General features: G+C 46.1%; 20 protein-coding genes. 14 read left to right on the plus strand and 6 right to left on the minus strand.

The genetic code is table 11. From position 1 onward, the window contains the following. Positions 1–4 precede the first annotated feature (4 nt). Positions 5–733, plus strand: a complete 729-nt coding sequence (locus tag LJ658_RS11530; RefSeq protein WP_230546660.1) for a peptidase — start codon at positions 5–7, stop codon at positions 731–733. Positions 734–745: 12 nt separating this feature from the next. Then, positions 746–1,591, plus strand: a complete 846-nt coding sequence (locus LJ658_RS11535) for a transglutaminase family protein (protein ID WP_230546661.1) — start codon at positions 746–748, stop codon at positions 1,589–1,591. 183 nt (positions 1,592–1,774) lie between these two features. Here the strand turns inward: LJ658_RS11535 and LJ658_RS11540 are convergent, their stop codons facing one another. Then, on the minus strand, positions 1,775–5,713 hold the full coding sequence (locus LJ658_RS11540) for a Pls/PosA family non-ribosomal peptide synthetase (RefSeq protein ID WP_230546662.1): 3,939 nt from the start codon (positions 5,711–5,713) through the stop codon (positions 1,775–1,777). Positions 5,714–5,861: 148 nt separating this feature from the next. Here LJ658_RS11540 and LJ658_RS11545 point away from each other — a divergent pair, with 148 nt between their 5' ends. Next, complete coding sequence (locus tag LJ658_RS11545; RefSeq protein ID WP_230546663.1) at positions 5,862–6,488, plus strand: 4'-phosphopantetheinyl transferase superfamily protein; 627 nt, start codon at positions 5,862–5,864, stop codon at positions 6,486–6,488. Positions 6,489–6,543: 55 nt separating this feature from the next. On the opposite strand, the gene LJ658_RS11550 is transcribed toward LJ658_RS11545, so the two are convergent. Continuing rightward, a complete protein-coding gene (locus tag LJ658_RS11550) occupies positions 6,544–7,506 on the minus strand; it encodes an energy transducer TonB (protein WP_230546664.1) in 963 nt (320 codons plus the stop codon). Between the two features lie 84 nt (positions 7,507–7,590). Here LJ658_RS11550 and LJ658_RS11555 point away from each other — a divergent pair, with 84 nt between their 5' ends. Then, positions 7,591–8,325, plus strand: a complete 735-nt coding sequence (locus LJ658_RS11555; RefSeq protein ID WP_230546665.1) for a DNA-formamidopyrimidine glycosylase family protein — start codon at positions 7,591–7,593, stop codon at positions 8,323–8,325. Positions 8,326–8,353: 28 nt separating this feature from the next. On the opposite strand, the gene LJ658_RS11560 is transcribed toward LJ658_RS11555, so the two are convergent. Further along, positions 8,354–10,222, minus strand: coding sequence for a CocE/NonD family hydrolase (locus tag LJ658_RS11560; RefSeq protein ID WP_230546666.1), 1,869 nt, complete (start codon positions 10,220–10,222; stop codon positions 8,354–8,356). 176 nt (positions 10,223–10,398) lie between these two features. Between LJ658_RS11560 and LJ658_RS11565 the strand changes: the two genes are divergently transcribed. Next, positions 10,399–10,938, plus strand: a complete 540-nt coding sequence (locus LJ658_RS11565; RefSeq protein ID WP_230546667.1) for a hypothetical protein — start codon at positions 10,399–10,401, stop codon at positions 10,936–10,938. 97 nt (positions 10,939–11,035) lie between these two features. On the opposite strand, the gene LJ658_RS11570 is transcribed toward LJ658_RS11565, so the two are convergent. Next, positions 11,036–11,683: an ankyrin repeat domain-containing protein gene (locus LJ658_RS11570; RefSeq protein WP_230546668.1), complete on the minus strand. Its 648-nt coding sequence runs from the start codon at positions 11,681–11,683 to the stop codon at positions 11,036–11,038. 91 nt (positions 11,684–11,774) lie between these two features. Between LJ658_RS11570 and LJ658_RS11575 the strand changes: the two genes are divergently transcribed. The 4 genes from LJ658_RS11575 (at position 11,775) to LJ658_RS11590 (ending at position 16,184) form a co-directional block, all read left to right on the plus strand. Next, a complete protein-coding gene (locus LJ658_RS11575) occupies positions 11,775–14,327 on the plus strand; it encodes a DNA translocase FtsK (RefSeq protein ID WP_230546669.1) in 2,553 nt (850 codons plus the stop codon). 70 nt (positions 14,328–14,397) lie between these two features. After that, complete coding sequence (locus LJ658_RS11580; RefSeq protein WP_230546670.1) at positions 14,398–15,072, plus strand: outer membrane lipoprotein carrier protein LolA; 675 nt, start codon at positions 14,398–14,400, stop codon at positions 15,070–15,072. 81 nt (positions 15,073–15,153) lie between these two features. Further along, positions 15,154–15,426: a hypothetical protein gene (locus tag LJ658_RS11585; protein WP_230546671.1), complete on the plus strand. Its 273-nt coding sequence runs from the start codon at positions 15,154–15,156 to the stop codon at positions 15,424–15,426. After that, complete coding sequence (locus LJ658_RS11590) at positions 15,423–16,184, plus strand: MBL fold metallo-hydrolase (protein WP_230546672.1); 762 nt, start codon at positions 15,423–15,425, stop codon at positions 16,182–16,184. Before LJ658_RS11585 ends, LJ658_RS11590 begins: the two co-directional genes overlap by 4 nt. A gap of 35 nt (positions 16,185–16,219) precedes the next feature. On the opposite strand, the gene LJ658_RS11595 is transcribed toward LJ658_RS11590, so the two are convergent. Next, positions 16,220–16,684: a hypothetical protein gene (locus LJ658_RS11595; RefSeq protein ID WP_230546673.1), complete on the minus strand. Its 465-nt coding sequence runs from the start codon at positions 16,682–16,684 to the stop codon at positions 16,220–16,222. A 163-nt stretch (positions 16,685–16,847) separates the two neighbouring features. Here LJ658_RS11595 and LJ658_RS11600 point away from each other — a divergent pair, with 163 nt between their 5' ends. The 5 genes from LJ658_RS11600 (at position 16,848) to LJ658_RS11620 (ending at position 21,425) form a co-directional block, all read left to right on the plus strand. Next, positions 16,848–17,876, plus strand: coding sequence for a DUF72 domain-containing protein (locus LJ658_RS11600; RefSeq protein ID WP_230546674.1), 1,029 nt, complete (start codon positions 16,848–16,850; stop codon positions 17,874–17,876). A gap of 63 nt (positions 17,877–17,939) precedes the next feature. Next, complete coding sequence (locus tag LJ658_RS11605; protein WP_230546675.1) at positions 17,940–19,004, plus strand: M20 family metallo-hydrolase; 1,065 nt, start codon at positions 17,940–17,942, stop codon at positions 19,002–19,004. A 147-nt stretch (positions 19,005–19,151) separates the two neighbouring features. Further along, positions 19,152–20,486, plus strand: coding sequence for an argininosuccinate lyase (gene argH / locus LJ658_RS11610; RefSeq protein WP_230546676.1), 1,335 nt, complete (start codon positions 19,152–19,154; stop codon positions 20,484–20,486). Between the two features lie 9 nt (positions 20,487–20,495). Next, complete coding sequence (locus LJ658_RS11615) at positions 20,496–20,696, plus strand: YwbE family protein (RefSeq protein ID WP_230546677.1); 201 nt, start codon at positions 20,496–20,498, stop codon at positions 20,694–20,696. 27 nt (positions 20,697–20,723) lie between these two features. Then, positions 20,724–21,425, plus strand: a complete 702-nt coding sequence (locus LJ658_RS11620) for a DUF1345 domain-containing protein (protein WP_230546678.1) — start codon at positions 20,724–20,726, stop codon at positions 21,423–21,425. Here the strand turns inward: LJ658_RS11620 and LJ658_RS11625 are convergent. Continuing rightward, positions 21,406–22,725, minus strand: a complete 1,320-nt coding sequence (locus tag LJ658_RS11625; protein WP_230546679.1) for an MFS transporter — start codon at positions 22,723–22,725, stop codon at positions 21,406–21,408. The genes LJ658_RS11620 and LJ658_RS11625 overlap by 20 nt on opposite strands. Between the last annotated feature and the right edge of the window lie 22 nt (positions 22,726–22,747).

Below are 22,747 nucleotides of genomic sequence, written 5' to 3' on the forward strand. Positions count from 1 at the left end.
TGATATGACTTACTGCCTCGGAATAAAGGTTAAAGAAGGACTGCTTGCTATTGCTGATACCCGGATCACCTCCGGAACTGATACAACGGTAAAAAAGAAAATTTCGATAGAACAAAAAGACGGTTTTTCGCTTTTTATCATGACAAGCGGCCTGCGCTCAACCAGGGACAAGGCCATTGTATATTTTAAAGAATTATTAGATACAACCGAATACAATAAGCTCTATAAAGCCGTAAACGCGTTTGGCGAACAGGTAAAAAGGGTAGTTAAAGAAGATAAAGAATCATTAGAGAAAGCTGGCTTCAATTTTGATCTGCATACCATTATAGGCGGGCAGCTGAAGGATGACGAGGAACACAAGCTTTTTTTACTATATCCGGAAGGAAACTGGGTTGAGTTAGGACAGGGTGCACCTTTTATAATCATTGGCAACTCCGGTCACGGCAAACCCATACTGAACCGGACGCTGAATGAGGATTCAGGCTTGCGGCTGGCGCTGAAGGTTGGATTTTTATCGTTCGACTCGACTAGGGTAAGCTCAAACAACGTGGATTTCCCGATTGATGTGGCCATCTATAAAAAAGACAGCTTTAACATTATACAGCAACGGTATGAGAAAAAAGACCTGGAAAGCATCTCGACCCAATGGGCCGAGGAACTGAAGGCAGCATTAGAACATGTATCCGAGGACTGGATGAATGTAGCATTTGATAAACTGGACAAACTAAAATAAAAATTATACCGTATGAAATTCGATGTATTCACCGAGATGGAATATAAAGTAAAGTCGGCGAGTACCTTGATTTTAAACATCAACGCGCTACGAACACCGCATCAAACAGTCCTGAGCGAAGAATTTACCATAAGCCCTTATTTAAAATCAGAAGAGCTGGTAACCGTTACCGGCGAGAACCGCCTGGTGAGGCTGGATATTCGTCAGCCCGGTACCTATAAAGTATCCTATAAAGCTACGGTTGACAATTGTATTAAAATTGTTGATTATGAGAACCATGCCGAAGTGCCGGTATCGCAGTTTGACCCGTCAATAATGCCTTACCTGTACCCAAGCCGTTACTGCCAGTCTGATAAATTATACCGTTTGGCAAATAACATGTTCGGGAACATTGTAAACCCGTTTACGCAGGTTATTGCACTTACAGACTGGATCTATCGCAATGTTCAATACCTGAGCGGGTCAACTAATGCACAAACCTCGGCGTTTGATACGGTTACCGAGCAGGCGGGCGTATGCCGTGATTTTGCACACCTGGGTATCGCGCTGTGCCGCGCGCTGACCATCCCTGCGAGGTATTTTACGGGTTACGCCTACCAGCTTAAGCCGGCCGATTTTCATGCCTGCTTTGAGGCTTATTTAGGCGGCGAGTGGATTTTGTTTGATGCTACCAAACTGGTGCCCTTAAACGGCATGGTTAAAATAGCCACCGGCCGTGACGCCGCTGATACCGCCATAGCCAATATTTTTGGCGATGCCATTTTTACCTCCATGATAGTAAGCTGCGAACTGGCAGACGAAGGGTTTGAACCTGTGATGTACGGCCATATTGATTATACGGGGATATCGTATTTATAATTAATGTGCAAATATGCAGATGTGCGGATGTGCAGATTATTTATTAATGTGCAAATATGCGGATTATTTAATAATGTCGAAATATGCAGCTGCGTGCAGCTATTTTGATACCTGTTAAATTCATTTGCATATTTGCACATCCGCACATCCGCACATCTGCACATCCACACATCTGCACATCTATCACGCCGGTTTCACCGGGCTGCCGATCCAGTCTGTTCCCGGCGACAGGCGCTCGCCTTTCATAACCAGTGAGAGTGCCTCAATGCTGGTATCGTCGCCCAGTTCGCTGTCATATAAAATAATAGTACCCGCGCCTATACTGCTGCGGGCGCCTATTTTTACCGGGCCCACCTTCATTACCCTGTCTTCAAACAAGTGGGTTTGCGGGCCGCAATCCTGGTTAAGGGCGGCGTCATCGTGGATGGTTACCATGTCAAACTCGGTAATATCGGTGGTGTTCAGCCATACACGTTTACCAATTTTTACGCCCATCAGCCGCATTACCGGCGGCAGCCACGGGGTGCCCTGCAAATAATCCAGGAAAAACGGTATGGCCAATGCTTCGTAAGTTGAAGTAACAGCTTCGCTTTTCCAAACGGCCCAGCTCCACATGGGTTTTTGCTGCGCCTTGTATCTTCCAATCAGCACCCACTTTAATACCAGCGGCACTAAAAACGCCGGGATCCCCATAAAAAACAGGTAGTAGAACGGAAATAACAGGATGATCTTCCATAAAGGGTCGTCTACCAGCAAATCGTGCGCATAAGCGATAAAGAATATCGAAAAACAAATAATGGCGCTCTCGGGCAGGATAATGCGGATGAACTCCACCAATCCCCGGGCAAACTTGCGGTAGTTGCTGGGATGGATGGTGAGCTTGTCGTCAAACGGTGTACTTTCCTGCCGGCGCGGTAACGGTATAGCCGGCGAGCCAAACCAGTCGCGGGCAGTGTTATTTTCCAATTGCTTTTCGTCCGGCGGGGTAGACAGCACACCGATCAGCATATCACTGTCCAGGTGATACCCCTGCGGGATGAGCGCGCTGTTTCCTACAAAGCTGTTGTTACCGATGGTAGTGGTGCTTAAGATGAGCTCCTGCGCCCTCACATCGGCTTCGCCAAGGGTAACTGCATCGGCAACAAAAGCGCCGTCGCCAATTTCAAGTAACGGGTGCGTAACGCTGCTTGCGGTCGATATTTCGGTATTGCTACCGATCTTGGCGCCCAACAATCTGAAATAGGTTGCCACATACACCGTAGCATAAATAGGGTGCATAACAATCAGGCTTAATGACATCAGCTGATCTGCAAACCATTTACGCACATAAAACGTACTGTAAACAGAATACCTGCCGGGCTTGATACCGCGCTGCAGCAGGCGGGTAAGCACTATGGTTTCAAACATAAACAGCAGGATATAAAGTATAGCCAGCAGGGGCACGTGCACTATATAATTAAAGTTATAATCGGGTGCGGCATTATCCATACGGTTTATGGCGATGACAGTAGGCAGCAACGGCAGTAAGATGATCAGCGGGAACATCATCATGCACATTATAAATATCAGTTTATACTTACGGCGGGTAACGGCCGATACAGCAATTGGGTGCGGCAGGTCAGCAATATCTTTAGTTTCTTTTAACTGGGCCGGGCTACCCTGCCAAACCTCACCCGGTTTGATGGCTTTGCCCGCAGGCAGGAAGCTCAGATCCTGCAGTTCGCCCCAGGCTTCGATATGGGCATCGCCGGATATTACGGCGCTGCTGCCGATATAGGCATGGTCGCCCAGGTTAATGCGGCGCAGTTTCAGCAAACCATTCTCAACGTAGGCATTATTTAAGCTTGTTTTGGAGCTCAGGCTGACATCGCTGCCAATAGTTATTAAATCCTCGGCGCCAAAACTAAAATCGCTGATCTGGGCGTCGGGGGCTATTTTGATCCCCAGCCACCGCAGGTAGGTCGGGTACAACGGTGTGCCGTTTAAAAACTGGGCCGGCAGCAAACGCTGCATAGCTTTAACAAACCACCATCTGAAATAATAACTTCCCCATAACGGGTAATCGCCTTCTTTCATTTTGCCGATAACCAGCCATTTGGCCCCTATGGACAAAACGGTAAATATGGGCGGAATGAATGAGAAAAGCACCAGCGAGGTGAGGATAGAATAGGCCACATTACCGGTTTCCTGGTCTACGTAATAATAGCCCAGGTAGGGTATAAATATCTGGAACGCAAACAGCCCGTAAATCAGCAGCAAGGAAACCGTTTGCGCAAACCAGCAAAGCAGGTACCGGTGCAGGGGCGCTTTATTATAAGCCTTTTTGGGTTTGGGTTTAATTTCAGGCTGCTGCTCCCAAACGCTTATTAAATTACTTAGCGGCCGGTTAATATAAATATCTTTTAACGACGCACCGGGCAAATTAGCATCACGCCTGAGCTGTGATACAAAACCTGCGGCCAGTAAAGAGTGCCCGCCCAGGTCATCAAAAAAATCCATTTCGGCGGTGATGTCCTTATTGGGGAATATGCCGCGCAGCACCGCAAGGATCCGGTCGGCAGCCGGGGCATTCAGATCAACGGTGCTTTGCGCATGGTGGCTTACAACCAAAAATGATGCCGGCACCGGCAAAGCCTTGCGGTTTATCTTGCCGCTTGGCATCCGGGGCATCTCATCAATCTTTACAATGGTGCCGGGCACCATGTATGATGGCAGCGTTTTAGCCAGTTCAATGCGGAAAAGATTTTCTTCAATCTCATTGATCCCGTCCATTACCACGTAACCAACCAGCTGTTCCTGGCCGTTGCCGTCTTTTTTCAGTGCAACAACCGCCGATGCGACACCGGTTATGGCATTCAGCCTCACTTCTATCTCGCCCAGCTCAATCCTGAAGCCGCGCAGCTTGATCTGGTCGTCAAAACGGCCGTGTAAATCAACGGTTCCGTTTTCATTAATCACCGCCGCGTCGCCCGTGCGATATACCATATCACCCGGCAGCATATCCAGCGATTTTGGTTTGGGCACAAATTTTTGCCGGGTAAGCTCGGGCAGTTTTACATAGCCGGTAGCAACGCCGGGGCCGGTTATTACCAGTTCGCCCTCCTCGCCTACCGGCACCAGGTTTAAATCAGCATCAACCACAGCCAGGTTATAATTGGGCAGCGGATCGCCGATAACAATTTTATCATCCTTATTTAAGGCCGCTATCGTAGCTGTTACGGTAGTTTCCGTAGGACCATAGCTGTTGTAAAAATCTATCCCCGGGCGTGCCCATTTAGCCAATACCTGTGGTGTACAGGCCTCGCCGCCGGCGTTAACCAGCCTGAGTGAGTTTATATTATCATCCATCACTGCCAGTAGGCTTGGCACAGCGTGCAGTATGGTTATATTTTGTTGTCTGATAACGTCGCCCAGTTCATCAATGGCCTTTGAAGTGGTATTGTCAGACACCCACAGCGTAGCCCCGGCAAAGTAGCTTATCCAGGTTTCTTCACACCACATATCAAACGATACCGAGAAGCCCTGGTAAACCTTATCAGTTTCCCTGATGTTAAAAACGGTTTGCTCAGACCTGACCAGGTGGCAAATTTGTTTCTGACTGATGGGGATACCTTTGGGCTTACCCGTACTGCCCGATGTATAAAGCACATACGCACAATCATCGGGTTGGGGGCCTTTGGCCAGTTTAACCATTGTACCAAAAGCGGGCATAGGCGGCACCAGCAGCCTGGGGCATGACGAGTTTAATTTTTGCAGGCTAAAAACCCCGTCGGCACCAACTTCATCCAATATTAATTCAACACGCTCGGCGGGTATTTCCCTGTCTACCGGCACATACGTAGCGCCTGATTTTACAATGCCTAAAATGGCTGCATGCAATTCTAAACCACGCTGCCACCATACTCCCACTTTACTGCCGCGGGTTATGCCTTTTTTATTAAGATATTCGGCTATGGCGTTGCTCCAGCGGTCAAGCTCGGCATAGGATAAAGATTGATCATGAAATATAAGCGCCGTTTTATCGGCATATAATACGGCTGATTTGGCAAATAAAGTAGCAAGTGTTTCCTCGCGGATAAGGTCCGGGCGGTTTGCTCCGAGTACAATACTCAGTGGATTCATATTAGATAGATATAGTTACTTTTGGGGTATCAGTTTATAAATTGGTTTGAGGCTAACTACAGTCAATAGTAAGCATTGTTTGTTTATATTTCAGATAAAATAATTCGGCTAAAGTTTAGCGCGTTTATAATGAAACAATATTATTACAATGATAGTTTGCTGCCACACCGAAATACTTAAACCCTGGAGCGACGATGAGCTGCAACAACGGCTGGAGTTTATCCCCGACCGGATCAGGCAACAGCTATTATTGAAAAAGAACCACCTGGATGTCCAGTTATCTGTAGCGGGTAACCTGTTGATCCTTGCCTTATTAAAGCATTTCGGGATCGGCCTTACTTTGGTTGAAATTGTTTATAACGATTACCAGCGGCCGTATTTTAACGGCGGGTTTGATTTTAACATTTCACACTCAGGCAACCGGGTTATAGGCTGCGCCACATTAAACGGCAAAGTGGGTGTCGATATCGAAGTAATGAAACCTGTTGACCTGGATTACGACGATTATTTTACCGCTAACGAACAGCAAAAAATCCGCGCAGCGAAAGACCCCGGTACCGAATTTTTTAAATACTGGACACGCAAAGAGGCTGTGCTGAAAGCCCTGGGCACCGGGGTCCATACCCCGCTGCCGGATATTGATGTTTCTGCGGACGAATTATGCTACAACAGCGAAACTTATTATTTAACGCCCATTGATATTGCTGCCGGCTACCACGGATGTATCGCGCATACGGTTAAGCAGGAAATTTCAGTGAACCAGCTAAGTGTTTAATATTGCTAAAGCCGATACAATCTTCGCGAAACAAGCTGTCAATAAAAATCATTTATTAATTTAATTTAAAATTGATAGGGACCGTATAGGATACCCGCGCTATTTTGCCGTAAAACAGTCCCGGCGTCCACCTGGGTGACATTTTCAATACCCGCACAGCCTCTTCAGACATTTGATCATTTGGATTTTGTATGATCTTAAAATCGCCTAATGAACCATCTTTTCCAACTACAAACGCTACCAATACTTTGCCCTGGGTACGGTTAATCCTTGCCCATCCCGGGTATTTTATCTCGCTGCCCAAAAACTGGCCAAACGCCCCCAGTCCTCCCTTAAATTGCGGCTGTACATTTCGCTGTGTATAATTATAAGTTGCGCCGGCTGCGTCTACAGATTTCCCGGTAATTAATTTTCCGGCGTCGTATTCTTCATTAAAATCAAGTTTGTCGTCGCCCAGTTTAGCGGTGCCTTTCCATTGGCCGTTCTTTAAGCCTGCTTTGATCCCGCCCTCTTCATTTACATTTTTAAAATCATCATCATAACCAATATAATAGCCAATGCCATCTTTTAAAACAACTTTTCCGGCGGTGTCAATACAATCCATTAATACCTCAACAGTATTATCCTGGTCTTTAGGCTCAAAAATGGTGTGGATATACAGTTTGCCATTTTTATAATATTTATAATATTCGCCTTCTTTATGGCCGTTATGATAGTTGGCGATTTCTTGTTTTTTTCCTGTAGGGTAATAGCTTATGCATTGCCCCTCAAATGATAGCGGATCAATATTTGAAGTTTTACTGATTAGTTTAAGTTTGTTGTCTTTATAATACTCGGCAACGTTATATAAGGTTGAGCCGGAATCGGGCCCGGTTATGGCCCTGAAAAAATCAGCTTTCTCTATTTTATCGACCTTTTCGCCCGAATTTTTTAAGAAAAAAACTGTTTGCTTCTGACCAAAGCCCTGGTAAAAACAAAAAACGCAGCAGATTGCAGTAATAGTAAATTTAAATTTCATGGTTGATAAGGTTTCAGGATCCTAAAATAACAATTATACCTAATACAATGGCTCAATCTTTGCATTTAACCAAAAAACAAATCCATGCCCGAAGGACCATCTATTTTAATATTAAAAGAAAAGTTATTGCCGTTTAAAGGCAAAAAGGTAATTGATGCCAATGGCTATGCCAAAGGTTTTGATGCGGATATGCTGATAGGTAAAACGCTTAAGGATATTAAAACCTGGGGCAAGCATACGCTGCTTTGCTTCCCTAAATTTACGGTGAGGGTACATTTAATGTTATTTGGTTCATATTACATTAATGACCGGCCTAAAAAGAATGCTTCTTTACATATGCAGTTCGCTAATGGCGAGGTTAATTTTTCTATCAGCTCTATTAAATTGATTGAAGAACCCCTGGATGACCTGTACGACTGGTCGGCAGATATTATGAGCAGGAAATGGGATGATGATAAGGCCCTGGCAAAACTAAAGGCCAAACCTAAAATGATGATCTGCGACGCCTTGCTTGATCAGAAGATCTTTTCGGGCTCGGGCAATATCATTAAAAACGAGTCGCTGTTCCGCGCGCATTTGCACCCTGAAAGTGTTATCGGCGAAATACCTGATGCTAAACTGAAGGACCTGATAACCGAAGTGGTTAAATTTAGCGGCGAGTTTTTGAAATACCGTAAAGCGGGCACACTTATTAAACACCTGGAGGCTTACGAAAAAGATATCTGCCCGCGCAACCTGATCCCTTTCCATAAAACGGATACGGGTAAAACAAAAAGGCACTCCTACTACTGTGAGAAGTGCCAGGAATTGTTTGATTGAACCGGCTCTTTTTTGTTATCTTGACTTATCACTCCACCACCCGCACTTTTAAAAAGCTCGGATGCTGTTTTGAAGTATAAATTTTATGCGTGGCAGATTTAAAATCGCTTTCATCCGCCTTCATAATATTCACAAAAGTTTGCGGGTTACGGTCAATCAGCGGGAACCACGTACTTTGCACCTGGACCATAATTTTATGTCCCTTTTTAAAGGTGTGCAGTATATCCTGCAGCTCGAAATTAACCGGCGTTACCTGTCCCGGTACAAAGGGCTCGGGGTGTTCAATATTATTTCGGTATTTACCCCGTACAGGCTCGCTGCGCACCATTTGCTGGTAGCCCGCCATTTTTACGCCCGGAGCCGTGAATTTATTATTAGCCGCCGTATCCGGGTAAACATCCAGCACTTTTACTACGAAATCGGCATCAGTACCGGTGGTGGATACCTGCAGGTTGGCCCAGATATTACCGGCCAGCGTAACATCTTTATCCAACACATCGGTTTGGTAGCTCAACACATCTTTGCGGCCGGCCAGAAAACGCTGGTCGGCTGTCATGTATTCGCGCTGCATATCCATTGTTTGCTTCCTGTCGGCCATAAACGGAACCGGGTTTGCCGGGTCAGACACATATTCGTCAAAACTATCCTTGCCTGCCGCAGCCGGGGTAAATGATAATTTACCACCCGACAAAAAATACAATTGTTTATCGGCAGTGTTTTGCGGCGGCCATACGTTATAGCCCCGCCATTGGTTAACCCCGGTTTCAAATGCAGACACCCGGGGTATAGCCAGGGGCGTTCCCTTTAAATAATGACTAAAAAAGCGAAACTCAATATCATCACGATAATGCGGCCCCTGCGCACCGCCGAAATCCACATCGCCCAGGTGGTCGCCGGGCCCGCGCGCCCAGCCGCCATGCACCCAGGGGCCCATTGTAAAATATACCGGCGTGTTCGGGTTTTTCTTTACCAGGGTTTTGTAGGTGTTGATAGCGCCATACAGATCTTCGGCATCATACCAGCCACCGGTAACCAGCACGGCAGTTTTTATATCATGCAGGTGTGTAAGCACATTGCGGTCTTTCCAGTGCTGATCGTAATCCGGGTGATCCAGCATTTCATTCCAAAGCCGGATGGTGTCTTTATAATACTTGTTATTGGTATTTTTCATCGGCCCCATTTTCATAAAGAAATCGTAACCGTCATCGGTGCCGGCGACAAAACGCCCGCCCGGGCGCTGGGTAGGTTTATCGTCCTGCCGGTTGGTAAAGCCGGGATAAAAGCCAAAGTTTGCCACCAGGAAGAAGGCGCCATTGTGCCAGCCATCGTCACGCCATAAATCAGCTATAGGCGCCTGCGGCGACGCGGCTGCCAGCGCCGGATGCCGGCTCAGCAAAGCGGTTGTTGTATAAAACCCGGGATAGGATATCCCCCACACCCCTACTTTGCCATTATTGCCGGGCACGTTTTTCAGCAGCCAGTCTATCGTATCATAAGTATCTGTGCCTTCATCAACGTCTTTATTTGTTTTGTGCACCTCCAGCTCGGGTGTCATTTCTTCATAAATGCCTTCACTCATCCAGCGGCCGCGCACATCCTGGTAAACAAAAATATAACCGTCATGCACAAATTGCGGTGAAGGGCCAAGCGCCGGTTTATAAGCATCGGCGCCATAAGGTGCCACACTATAACAGGTGCGGTCCATCATAAAAGGATATTGCTTTAAGCTGTCTTTCGGTGTGTATACAGCTGTAAACAGCTTTTTACCATCACGCATGGGTATCTGGTATTCATGCTTGGTATAGTTGGCCTTGATGTAGGCCGCCTCATTAACTGTTGCCTGTTGTGAAAAGGCTTTTGCCGTGATCAGAAAAATAAAAAAGAGCAGTTTCTTCATAATACCTCGTAATTCCTGAAAATACAGAATAATACGGCTAATTCAAAATGTCGCCCGGCCTGTTTAATAGCTAAATACCTGGCACCCAAAGGCGCTAAAAATATTTTCACCAATTGTAACAATTTTGTTATAATTATTTCATAGCTTTATTCTACCAATTATAAGGAGGTTGAGTTATGAAAAAAGCACTGCTATTTTGCTTGTTGGCTTTTGGTATCAACACGGCGACCAATGCCCAATGCCCCATCAACGAAATTCTGACCACGAAGGACCCTCAAACTATTGCCGGTTTAATTGACGGAAATACCGACTGCCTGAGACAGGCCCTGACCCAGAACCCCGAATACCAGAACTTCAGGGTATATGTAGATTATTTATACAACACTTCAAGCCCCTGGATATACCATACCAATCTGCAGAAAGAAAAACTATTTCAGGACTTTTACAACACCTGGGGCGACGCCTACCCAACCATGAGTTCCAGCGCACCTGTTAATCCCGGGTTTTACGATGCCGTTAAAGCAATGGTAGCAACCGACCCGGCATTTTTTGCGCAGAGAAGGGACACCAAAGTGCCCGTTAAGTACCAGCAATGGTTGTATGTAAAAAACCTTATCGCCAAATACGGCGAGCGTAACGTAGTGCTGTTAGCCAACGCTACTGCTAAAATAGCCAACCTCGCAACCGCAAATTATACGGTATTTGTATCTAATTAAAGTGATGTTTTTTTTAGTTCGTTAAAAAAGCGGTGGTATTATATACCTACCGCTTTTTGTTTATTGGGCAACAGTTGGTTGCCTGGTATATTCTTTTCTAACTCAAAATTTCTGCTATTTCGTCAAATCCCTTTTCGCGGGCCAGGTCAGCGGGAAGTTTGCCGCCTTCCATGCGGCTGTTAACTACCGCGCCGTTTTCAAGCAGCAGTATCAATAACTCTAAATTGCCGTTTTGCGCCGCCGTATGCAGCGGCGTAGCGCCCGCCTGTTGTTTTATATTTACCTGCGCGCCATTTTCAACAAGCATGCGCGCTATATTGGTATAATTGCCGGCAGCGGCCGAGTGTAACGGGAATACGTTAAAGCCGTTCTTTGACGGCAGGTTAACATCGGCACCTTTTAAAACCAGGTAACGGGCAACTTCAAACTGGCCAAAATAACAGGCAAGGCCCAAGGGTGTAAAGCCGTCATCGGCATACAGGTTAACCGCGTCGGGATGGTTAAAAACCAGGTGCGCCACCACGTCAAATTTCCCCGCCGCTGATGCTTCAAAAAGATTGATCTCCTCCACATATTTTAGAAGCAGCTGGGTAACTTCGGGCTTTTTGTAGTAGCAGGATAACATAAGCGGCGATACCTTATGGCTGGTTAACACGGTTGCCAATGCGGGGTTTTGCGTTAATAGCTTATTAAGGCCGGGTAAGTCACCGGTGGTGATATATTGCTCCAGTTGTTCTACGCTCATTATTGTCAATATTACTAAAAAATTAAAAATAACGACACATAGTTGTTTAATCTATTAACTTTATATTTGCACATACTTCTGTTACATAAGGATGCCGGTAAAAGGAAATCAGTTTAGATCAAATAGTTTTAAAGAGGAAAATCTTCCTCGTCAATCTTCAGAAAAAGGTTCAAAGGAACGTACAGTAAGGCCAAAAGTTGAGAGAATGCCTGTTTTTGATATGCAGGACGGGCGCTTAATAAAAATCCTGGGCTTGTTTTTCCTGTTGCTTTCCTTGTTTTTTTTGATTGCATTTACTTCTTATCTGTTTACCTGGCAGCAAGATCAAAGCTATGTATCGGCAGCTAACGGCGGCTGGCACAACCTGTTCAGGAACCAGGCCGAGCTTAAACTGAAAGGGATAGAACCGGTTGAAAACTGGCTGGGTAAATTTGGCGCCCTGCTATCCAACCAATTTATATTTGAGTGGTTTGGCATAGCGTCTTTCCTGTTTGTATTTGTATTTTTTGTGATAGGTTACCGCATGTTGTTTAAGGTAAGGCTATTTTCTGTCTTACGTACTTTAGGCTATTCATTTTTCGGGCTGATCTTTATATCCGTAGCCATTGGTTTTGTGCATGCCTTTGTGGAGGATGCACCGCACTTTTTAGAGGGACAGTTTGGATTTTGGACCAACAAATTGCTGGATATCCAGATCGGGCAATCGGGCACGGGCGGCGTACTTATTTTTGCGGCGTTAACGGTACTGATCATTGCTTACAATATTGATTTTAAGGTGCCGCAGCGCAAAGCTAAAGAGGCTGCAACAGCAGCCGGCGCTGCCGGGGGTATCCGGGACAATTTTACCAATGATCCGGTTGAACTGGTAGACGAAGAAATTTCGCATCCGGTTGAATGGCCCAAGGGAAACAAGATCATGAAGCCAGAGGCATTTACCAATCAGCCATTGGCGCCGATAGTACCCGAACCTATATTTCATGAAACAGTGGTGCTAACCCCTGATGACGAAAATGTAAATCCCGACTTTGATACCGATATCCCGCTGACGTTAGAGACAGAGCGCCCAAGCCCAGTGCTTAACGTGGAAAAAACTGACGATGACAAAGCAAAATCGCTGGTTGACCAGTTTGGCGCTTATGACCATAAGCTTGACCTGGCATCCTATAAATATCCTACGCTTGATTTGCTGGAGAACTACGGATCAGGCAAAATAGCCGTGAACTCTGAAGAACTGGAAGCTAACAAGAACAAAATTGTTGAAACGCTTAACCACTATAATATCGAGATCGACAAGATCAAAGCCACCATTGGGCCAACGGTTACCTTATATGAAATTATACCGGCACCGGGTGTGCGGATCTCCAAGATCAAGAATTTGGAGGATGATATCGCTTTAAGCCTGGCAGCACTAGGCATCCGGATCATTGCCCCTATGCCGGGTAAAGGCACCATAGGTATTGAGGTACCTAACCAAAATCCGGAGATGGTATCCATGCGGTCTATACTGGCGACCGAGAAGTTCCAGAACACCACTATGGATCTGCCTATCGCCCTGGGTAAAACCATATCAAACGAAGTATTTATTGCCGATTTGGCCAAGATGCCCCACTTGCTGGTTGCCGGTGCTACCGGCCAGGGTAAATCGGTTGGTATCAATGCCATCCTGGTTTCATTACTCTATAAGAAACACCCTGCCGAGCTGAAGTTTGTATTGGTTGATCCCAAGAAGGTGGAGTTAACGCTGTTCCGGAAAATAGAGCGTCACTTCCTGGCCAAACTGCCTGATGAGGCTGACGCGATCATTACCGATACCAAGAAAGTGGTTAACACGCTTAACTCGCTTTGTATTGAGATGGACCAGCGTTATGACCTGCTTAAAGACGCCCAGGTACGTAACTTAAAAGAATATAACGCCAAATTTGTCAACCGTAAAATAAGCGACCCCGAAAAGCACCGTTACCTGCCCTTTATTGTACTGGTGATTGATGAGTTTGCCGATTTGATGATGACCGCCGGTAAAGAAGTTGAACAGCCCATAGCGCGTATAGCGCAGCTGGCGCGTGCGGTAGGCATCCACCTGGTTATTGCTACGCAACGGCCATCGGTTAATATTATTACGGGTACCATTAAGGCCAACTTCCCGTCGAGGCTGGCGTTCAGGGTATTGTCAAAGATCGACTCGCGTACCATACTTGACGCAGGCGGCGCCGACCAGCTGATAGGCCGCGGTGATATGTTATTCTCGACCGGAAGCGATCTGATCCGCCTGCAATGCGCCTTTGTGGACACACCTGAGGTTGAACGGATATCCGACTTTATCGGTAACCAGCGCGGCTACCCTACCGCCATGCTATTGCCGGAATACGTTGGCGAAGGCGAAAGCAGCAGCGCCAAAGATTTTGATCCTAATGACCGCGACCCCATGTTTGAAGAAGCAGCGCGGCTGATCGTGATGCACCAGCAGGGATCAACTTCATTGATACAGCGCAAACTAAAACTGGGCTATAACCGCGCCGGGCGTATCATTGACCAGCTGGAAGCCTGTGGCATTGTGGGTCCGTTTGAGGGCAGCAAGGCCCGCGAGGTGCTGTATCCTGACGAATACTCACTAATGCAGTACCTGGAAACGTTGAATAAGGATTAACAAATACTTTTTGCTGCCAAACCAAAAAACGGCTTAAACGTTCCTCACAAAAACAAGTCAGAACCTTTATATGAAAAAGATAATACTTTATGCCCTTGTTATATTGGCAAGTACTCCGGCCCTCGCTCAAAAAGATGCGCAGGCTAAAGTGATCTTAAAACAGGTAAGCCAGAAATACCGCGCTTATCCCGTTATTAAAAGCGACTTTAGTTTTACTGTTGATAACCCCCAGGCCGGCGTTAAAGAAACCCGTAACGGTACGCTGATCACCCAGTCGAAAACCAACAAATATAAAGTGACCCTTTATACCGCAGGCAGCGGCAAACCTGATGTTGAGCAGGAGATCATCAATGATGGCAAAAGCCAGTGGACCTATCTGAAAAAAGATAAAGAGGTACAGCTAAGCAACGCTGATAAAAGCAGCGAGGGCTTTAACCCGGCGCAGCTATTCACCATCTATGAGCATGGTTATAAATACCTGTACACCGGCGACCAGAAAATCGGCGGTAAAATCTACCAGGCAATTGACCTGTCGCCCGAGAGCGAGAAAGCACAATTCTTTAAAATACGCCTGCTGATAGACAAGACAAAAAAGCAAATTTACAGCGCCCTTATTTTTGATCGCAGCGGCAGCAGGTACACTTATACTTTGCGCACATTTACCGCCAGCGCAAATGTTCCCGAGGCAACTTTTACTTTTGATACCAAGGCGCATCCCGGTGTTGAGGTGGTGAATTTGAAGTAAGATCAATGTAGAGACTTACGAAGTTTTAAAAACTTCGTAAGTCTGATCATTAAAATAGCGCATTATCCGTACTTTTGGTTAATGCTTACCCTTACTACCCATACGCTCGAAAAAATGGAGATGCTGCTAAAAACAGCGGGCTACAAGGTGCGCTATGAAAAAGGCAACTTTAAAACCGGGGCATGCCTTTTGCTAAACAGTAAGATGATTGTAGTTAACCGTTTCTCGAACCTTGAAAGTAAGATTCTGGCCCTGGCCGAGCTGATGCGCGAACTGGAGATCGACCCTAATTTACTGGATGATAAACAGTTAACTTTTTTACAACAACTTAAACAAACCAAACTGCAGCTGTGACCGTAACTTTTTTAGGCACCGGGACATCGCAGGGCGTACCTGTAATTGCATGCGGCTGCGCAATATGCACTTCTGCAGATAGGCACGATAAACGGCTGCGGTCGTCCATACTAATTGAGGCTGACGATAAGGTAGTGGCCATAGATTCGGGACCCGATTTCAGGTACCAGATGCTGCGCGCCAATGTGCAGCACCTTGATGCCGTTGTGTATACGCATGAGCATAAGGACCATATTGCCGGAATGGATGATATACGGGCCTTTAATTTTAAACAACAGGAACCCATGAATATTTATGCTGATGCGCGTGTTGAAGCGGCGCTGATGCGTGAGTTTCCGTACGTGTTCTCCGAGTTTAAATATCCGGGGATACCGCAGGTCGACATCCACCCTATTGGTTTGGCACCGTTTGATATCGGCAGTATCCATTTTATCCCCATTGAAGTATTGCATTACAAACTTCCGGTGCTGGGCTTCCGGATTAATGATTTTACCTATATCACCGACGCCAAAACGGTATCAGACACGGAAAAAGAAAAAATAAAAGGCAGCAGGATCCTGGTGATAAATGCACTGCAAAAGCAAACCCATATCTCGCATTTCACGCTTGACGAGGCCATCGCATTTGCGCGCGAATTAGGTGCGGAGACTACTTATTTTACCCACATAAGCCACCGTTTAGGTAAACATGCCGATATCTGCGCCGAATTACCCCCGGGCGTAGCACTGGCCTATGACGGCCTGCAGTTATCTATTTAATTTTTTTGGTAACAACCGCCGCGCAGCGGGCAGTATTAAAGCTCTATAAAACTCACACGGTCTATACAGCCCTTATATTGCTTTAAATAGCCATGGTTATGCAGATCGAGCCGGCCCCGTATACGTACTTTTTTATTGTTAATGCTGGTATAACCGCCGTTACTGTATTCAAAGAACCCAACCCGGGTGCCTGATAAATAAAGCGGGCAGTCCTGGCTAAAATTAACCCATAAAGCGGTGCTGGGCGCCGGCATATATAAGCTGTCATTAAACAAGGCCGACTGCTCTTTGCCTTCGCGGTATTTTCCGCCGCTTATTTCAATATATTTTTTATCATAATACCGCAGGCTGTCAATTAAATGGGCATAGGTAACCGGCTTAAAGGTGACGGAATTATCGCAATCACTGGTGTAAATTTTTTTGTCGCCGGTGCATGAGCCAAGTATTACCGGTATCAGCAACCACATCCAAAAAGAAAATTTTTTATTTACCCCTGCCATACTTTATCAGCTAGTTGGGTTGATCCGCTGTCGCCCAATATAAACACCTGCAACTATAGACACCATAACCTTCAAAAAGTTTAGTGTTTTATTAATAGCTAATATAGCATTACACATTTATTAAATTATCAGCGGCACCTGTTTATCTTAATTTAACCGCAAAATGTTTATGCTGATCGGACCGCGGCATTTTCAGGTTATGGTGTGTATCAAACTCATCATATTCATCAACGGTTCAGACAAAATATTTATCTTGCCCAAAGATTATTTGATTATGGAATTTGGCCGTGTACCCTCCGAAGAATTAGCGACGATAGACTTTACGTTACCCGCCGACCCACAGTTAACCATTAACACGCTTGCCGCTGCAAAAAACAATTTGCCGTTACAGGTGCATGTGGGGTGTGCCAAATGGGGGCGTAAAGAGTGGGTAGGCAAGATCTATCCCCCTAAAACCAAGGACGCCAATTTTTTGGATGAATACGTAAAGCACTTTGATTGCATTGAATTGAATGCTACATTTTACAACCTTTATCCGGCCTCAACCATTAGTAAATGGAAGGACAAGGCCAATGCCAGCCCCGATTTTAAGTTTTGCCCCAAATTTTCGCAAAGCATCAGCCACATCCGCAGGCTTAAAAATGCCGAAGAAATAACCACCACTTTTTACGAAGGTATTTTAGCCTTCGGCGATAAGCTGGGACCACTGTTTTTGCAGCTGAGCGATAACTTTACCCCCAAAAGTTACCCCGAATTAAAAGCTTACCTGGAGCAGCTGCCAAAGGATGTGCCGGTATTTGTAGAGCTGCGCCATAAAGAATGGTTTGCCAATGATGAGGTGCGCCAAAACGTGTTTAACCTGTTCCATGAATTAAACATCGGCGCGGTAATCACCGATGCTTCCGGCCGGCGGGATTGCGTGCATATGAACTTACCTACCCCGCACGCGTTTATCCGTTTTGTAGGCAATAGCCTGGATAAAACAGATTACGTGAGGGTAGACGAGTGGGTTGACCGCATTAAGCAATGGCGCGACCAGGGCCTGCAGTCGGTTTGGTTCTTTATGCATCAGCATGACGAGCGGTACTCGCCTGAGCTGGCCGATTATGTTTCTGAACAGCTGAATAAAAAACTGGGGCTTAATTTGCAACGACCTAAATTTATTGACCGCGATAAAGGATTGTTTGCTTAAACTAAACGTTATAGAACAGGCGCAGTCCAACGTGCGCAAAAAACACTAATTTTACCCTACATCATGACCGACATTAACGCATTATACCAACAGGCCGTACAGCTTTTACAGCAATTGATATCTATCCCCTCTTTTAGCAAAGAAGAAGACAGAACTGCCGACCTGATTGAAAATTTCCTGAAGACGCATGGCGTCACCCCTAACCGTAAGCTGAATAACCTTTGGGCCTGGAATAAACATTTTGATGCTGCAAAACCAACCATATTGCTTAATTCACATCATGATACGGTAAAACCAAACTCGGGCTATACCCGCGATCCTTATGACGCGGTAACCGAAGATGGAAAACTATACGGCCTGGGCAGTAATGATGCCGGCGGTTGCCTGGTATCGCTTATCGCGGTGTTTTTATATTTTTATGACCGTACCAACCTTAAATACAACTTTTGCCTGGCCACTACTGCCGAAGAAGAGATCTCGGGCGTTAATGGCCTCGAACTGATCATACCCGAACTGGGTCAGCTTGATTTTGGGATCGTGGGCGAACCAACCCTGATGCAATTAGCCGTTGCCGAACGTGGTTTAATGGTACTGGATTGTGTGGCCCACGGTAAAGCCGGCCATGCCGCCCGCGAGGAGGGCGACAATGCTATTTATAAAGCTATGAGGGACATCGAATGGTTCCGCACGTATAAGTTTCCAAAGGAGAGCAATGTTTTCGGGCCGATCAAGATGTCGGTTACCGTGATCAATGCGGGGTCGCAACATAATGTAGTACCGGCAAGCTGTAACTTTGTGGTTGATGTAAGGGTGACAGACGCCTACCGTAACGAAGAAGTTTTAGAGATCATACGCCAAAATGTGGGCTGTGAGGTAACACCCCGTTCCATCCGCTTAAAACCGTCATCTATTGACCGGGCGCACCCGATAGTGCAGGCAGGACTGGCACTCGGCAGGATCACTTATGGCTCGCCTACCACATCCGACCAGTCGTTACTGGATATCCAGTCTATCAAAGTTGGCCCCGGCGATTCGGCACGCTCGCATATGGCGGATGAGTTTGTGTATGTGGATGAGATCAGGGAGGGTATTGAGTTGTATGTGCAGATGTTGGATAAGATAGTTTAGTTAGTTCTTAGACGGGGCGTAGATGACTTAACCGGTCACTGAAAACTTATAATTTTTATTAAATCACAAGTTCCGCTGAGGGATTAAACATCCCGATAGCTATCGGAGAGATCTCATCATCATCAAAATATTTAGCATATTTGCACCATGAGCAAGCTATGGCAAAAAACCACTAATGTTGACGAGCTGGTAGAGCAATTTACCGTTGGCCGCGATACCGAGTTTGATACGCAAATGGCGGCCTTTGATGTGCTGGGATCATTGGCCCACACGCAAATGCTGCAAAGCATAGGCCTGATGAGCGCCGGGGACCTGGAAGCCGTACAACGCGAACTCAAAAATATTTATGCCGATATTGAAAAAGGCAATTTTACCATTGAACCGGGTGTTGAAGACGTACACTCGCAGGTTGAAATGCTGCTTACCCAGCGTATTGGCGATGCGGGCAAGAAAATTCACAGCGGCCGCTCGCGTAACGACCAGGTGCTGGTTGACCTGAAATTATTTTTCAGGCATGAACTGCAGCAGGTGGTTGAGGAAACACAAAAACTTTTTAAGCAGCTGATAGCATTATCAGAGCAACATAAAGATACCCTGCTGCCCGGCTATACTCATTTACAGGTGGCTATGCCGTCTTCATTTGGCTTATGGTTTGGGGCGTATGCAGAGAGTTTGGTTGATGATCTGGAGCTGGTTTTAGCCGCTTATAAGATCACCAATAAAAATCCGTTAGGATCGGCGGCAGGTTATGGCTCATCTTTCCCGCTAAACCGCACCCTGACTACTGAACTTTTAGGCTTTGAAAGTCTCAATTACAACGTAGTTTACGCCCAAATGGGCCGTGGTAAAACCGAGCGTATCATTGCACAGGCATTATCATCAATAGCGGCAACTTTAGCTAAAATGGCAATGGACCAGGCCTTATACCTGAGCCAAAACTTTGCCTTTGTAAGCTATCCGGATACACTAACCACCGGCAGCAGCATAATGCCGCATAAAAAGAACCCGGATGTATGGGAAATTATGCGCGGCAAATGCAACCGTTTGCAGGCCCTGCCCAATGATGTGGCCATGATGACCACCAACCTGCCATCAGGCTATCACCGCGAACTGCAACTATTGAAAGAGCTGCTGTTTCCGGCTTTTACAGATTTAAAGAACTGCCTGCACATGGCAACCTTTATGCTGCAAAACATCTCCGTTAATCAGGATATATTGGACGACCCTAAATATGCCTACCTGTTTAGTGTTGAAGAAGTTAATAAAATGGTATTAAATGGCACTCCCTTCCGTGATGCCTATAAGCAAATTGGCCTGGCTATTGAAAAAGGCGAATTCAACCCCAATAAAACAGTTAACCATACCCACGAGGGCAGCATAGGCAATTTAGGCAATGAGCATATTGCCGGTGCCATGACCAAACTGGTGGGCAGCTTTAAGTTTGACACGGTTGACTGGGCGGTAGCTAAGTTGGTGAAGTAAAAAAGAACTATGAACGGACAAAACAGAAGCGACATCTATCCCGGCCTGGAAGTGGACATCATCCTGAAAAAAGATCAGCGCTCGGGTAAATTAACCCGGGGCATAGTTAAAGATCTGCTAACCAGTTCATCTTTTCACTCGCGCGGTATAAAAGTACGATTGGAAGACGGACAAGTGGGCCGCGTTGCGCATATTATTGACGAGGAATAGTATATTGCCCCGTAATAACTGATACCGATGGCGAAAAAAATACTTCCAAAAATCATAAAACTTCCAAACAACGCTTTCTTTAAGTTTGACGCGCATTACCGGGTATATATATCATTCGGCGCAGCGTTGACCGCATTTTTGATTACACGTAAAAATTTTAGCTGGCCGGCGGTATCCTTAATTAGCTGGGTAACTTTTGCGCTGGCCGTAATTATAATGGACTGGATCATTATCCTAAACGCCCACCCCAGAGAGATCAGGAAGATTGCCAAATTGCAGGATTCAAGCCGGACGCTTATATTTTTGTTCGTGGTGTCTGCATCGGTAATTAGTTTGGGCGCCATCCTGTTCCTGCTAAAGTCAACCAAAGGGCAGGCGGGCGCTGATATTACCGGCCATATTTTACTGGCAATGGCTTCGGTAATCGTATCGTGGTGGCTGGTGCATACCCTGTTTACCATGCGTTATGCACATATGTATTATGACACCGATACGGATGATGGTAATACCAAAGTAGCAGGCGGCCTGCAGTTCCCGGATGAGGCGGAGCCCGATTATCTTGACTTTGTATACTTCTCTTTTGTTATCGGGATGACGTTCCAGGTATCTGACGTCGAAATCTCGGCACGTAATATCCGCAGGCTGGCCTGGATGCACGGACTAATCTCTTTTGCTTTCAATACCGCTATCGTGGCGTTAAGTATCAATATTATATCGAGCCTGGTATAGTAGTTTCCGCTTCTATCTTTGAGTGCTTTTTTGTATCCTTCATAGTTATGTAGACCACCAGCGATATCAGCACACAAAATGCCACGTACCAATAAAACCACTCCTGGTGATTATTATTTTTAAACACCAGAGCCAATGGCTCGGCGGTGCCACCGAATATAGATACCGCCAGCCCATACGGTAACCCCACCCCCAATGCCCTGACATGCGACGGAAACATTTCGGCCTTCACCACCGCGTTGATGGAGGTATAGCCGCTGACGATAATCAGCGCGCACATGATCAGCATAAATGCGGTCCAGAAATCTTTGGTATGGCCCAGTGCAATTAAAATGGGCACGGTTGCTATAGTGCCGCAAATCCCAAAGGCAACCAGCATCGGTTTGCGCCCGATTTTGTCAGATAATAAACCAAACAAGGGTTGCAATAACATAAAAGCCACCAGTGTAAAGGCAGATATCAGCGTCGCTGCACTTTTACTGAAGCCGGAGGTGATCACCAAAAACTTTTGCATATAAGTGGTAAACGTGTAAAACACCACGGTACCACCCAGCGTAAGGCCCACTACAGTAAACACGGCTTTGGGATGTTTAGCCAGCTCTTTTAAGGTGCCGCGGGTTGATAAAGGCTGCGGATGGTTTGCCAGGGATACCGACTCCTGCATGTTTCTTCTTAAATACATTACGGATATGGCCAGCACGGCGCCGATAAAGAACGGGATGCGCCATCCCCAGGCATGTAACTGTGCTTCGGTTAAAAACACCTGTTGCAATAATACCAGCACGCCCAGCGCAATAAGCTGCCCCATAATTAGGGTTACGTATTGAAAGCTTGAGTAAAACCCGCGACGCTTTCTGCCGGCCATTTCGCTTAAATAAGTGGCGCTGGTACCATATTCGCCGCCGACACTCAGGCCCTGTATCATGCGCGCTATTTGTAATATAACGGGCGCGGCAACGCCAATCTCTTTATAGCCGGGGGTTATCGCAATAATAAATGAACCCAGGCTCATTAATAATACAGACGCGGTTAATGCCGCTTTACGCCCGTGCTTATCGGCATAAGTGCCCATTACCCATCCCCCTATCGGCCGCATTAAAAAACCAACAGCAAAAATGCCCGTCGTGTTTAATAATTGCACGGTCGGGTTATCAGACGGGAAAAATATACCGGCAAAATACAGGCTAAAGGCCGAATAAACATACCAGTCATACCACTCTACCAAATTACCTAATGAGCCACTGATAATAGATTTAATACGGCTGGCAGTAGTTTGAGGTTTTAAAGGTTCATCAAGCATTTTGTAAGATAGGAATGATAAA

Source organism: Mucilaginibacter sp. UR6-11 (genome assembly GCF_020880695.1).
Taxonomy (GTDB): domain Bacteria; phylum Bacteroidota; class Bacteroidia; order Sphingobacteriales; family Sphingobacteriaceae; genus Mucilaginibacter.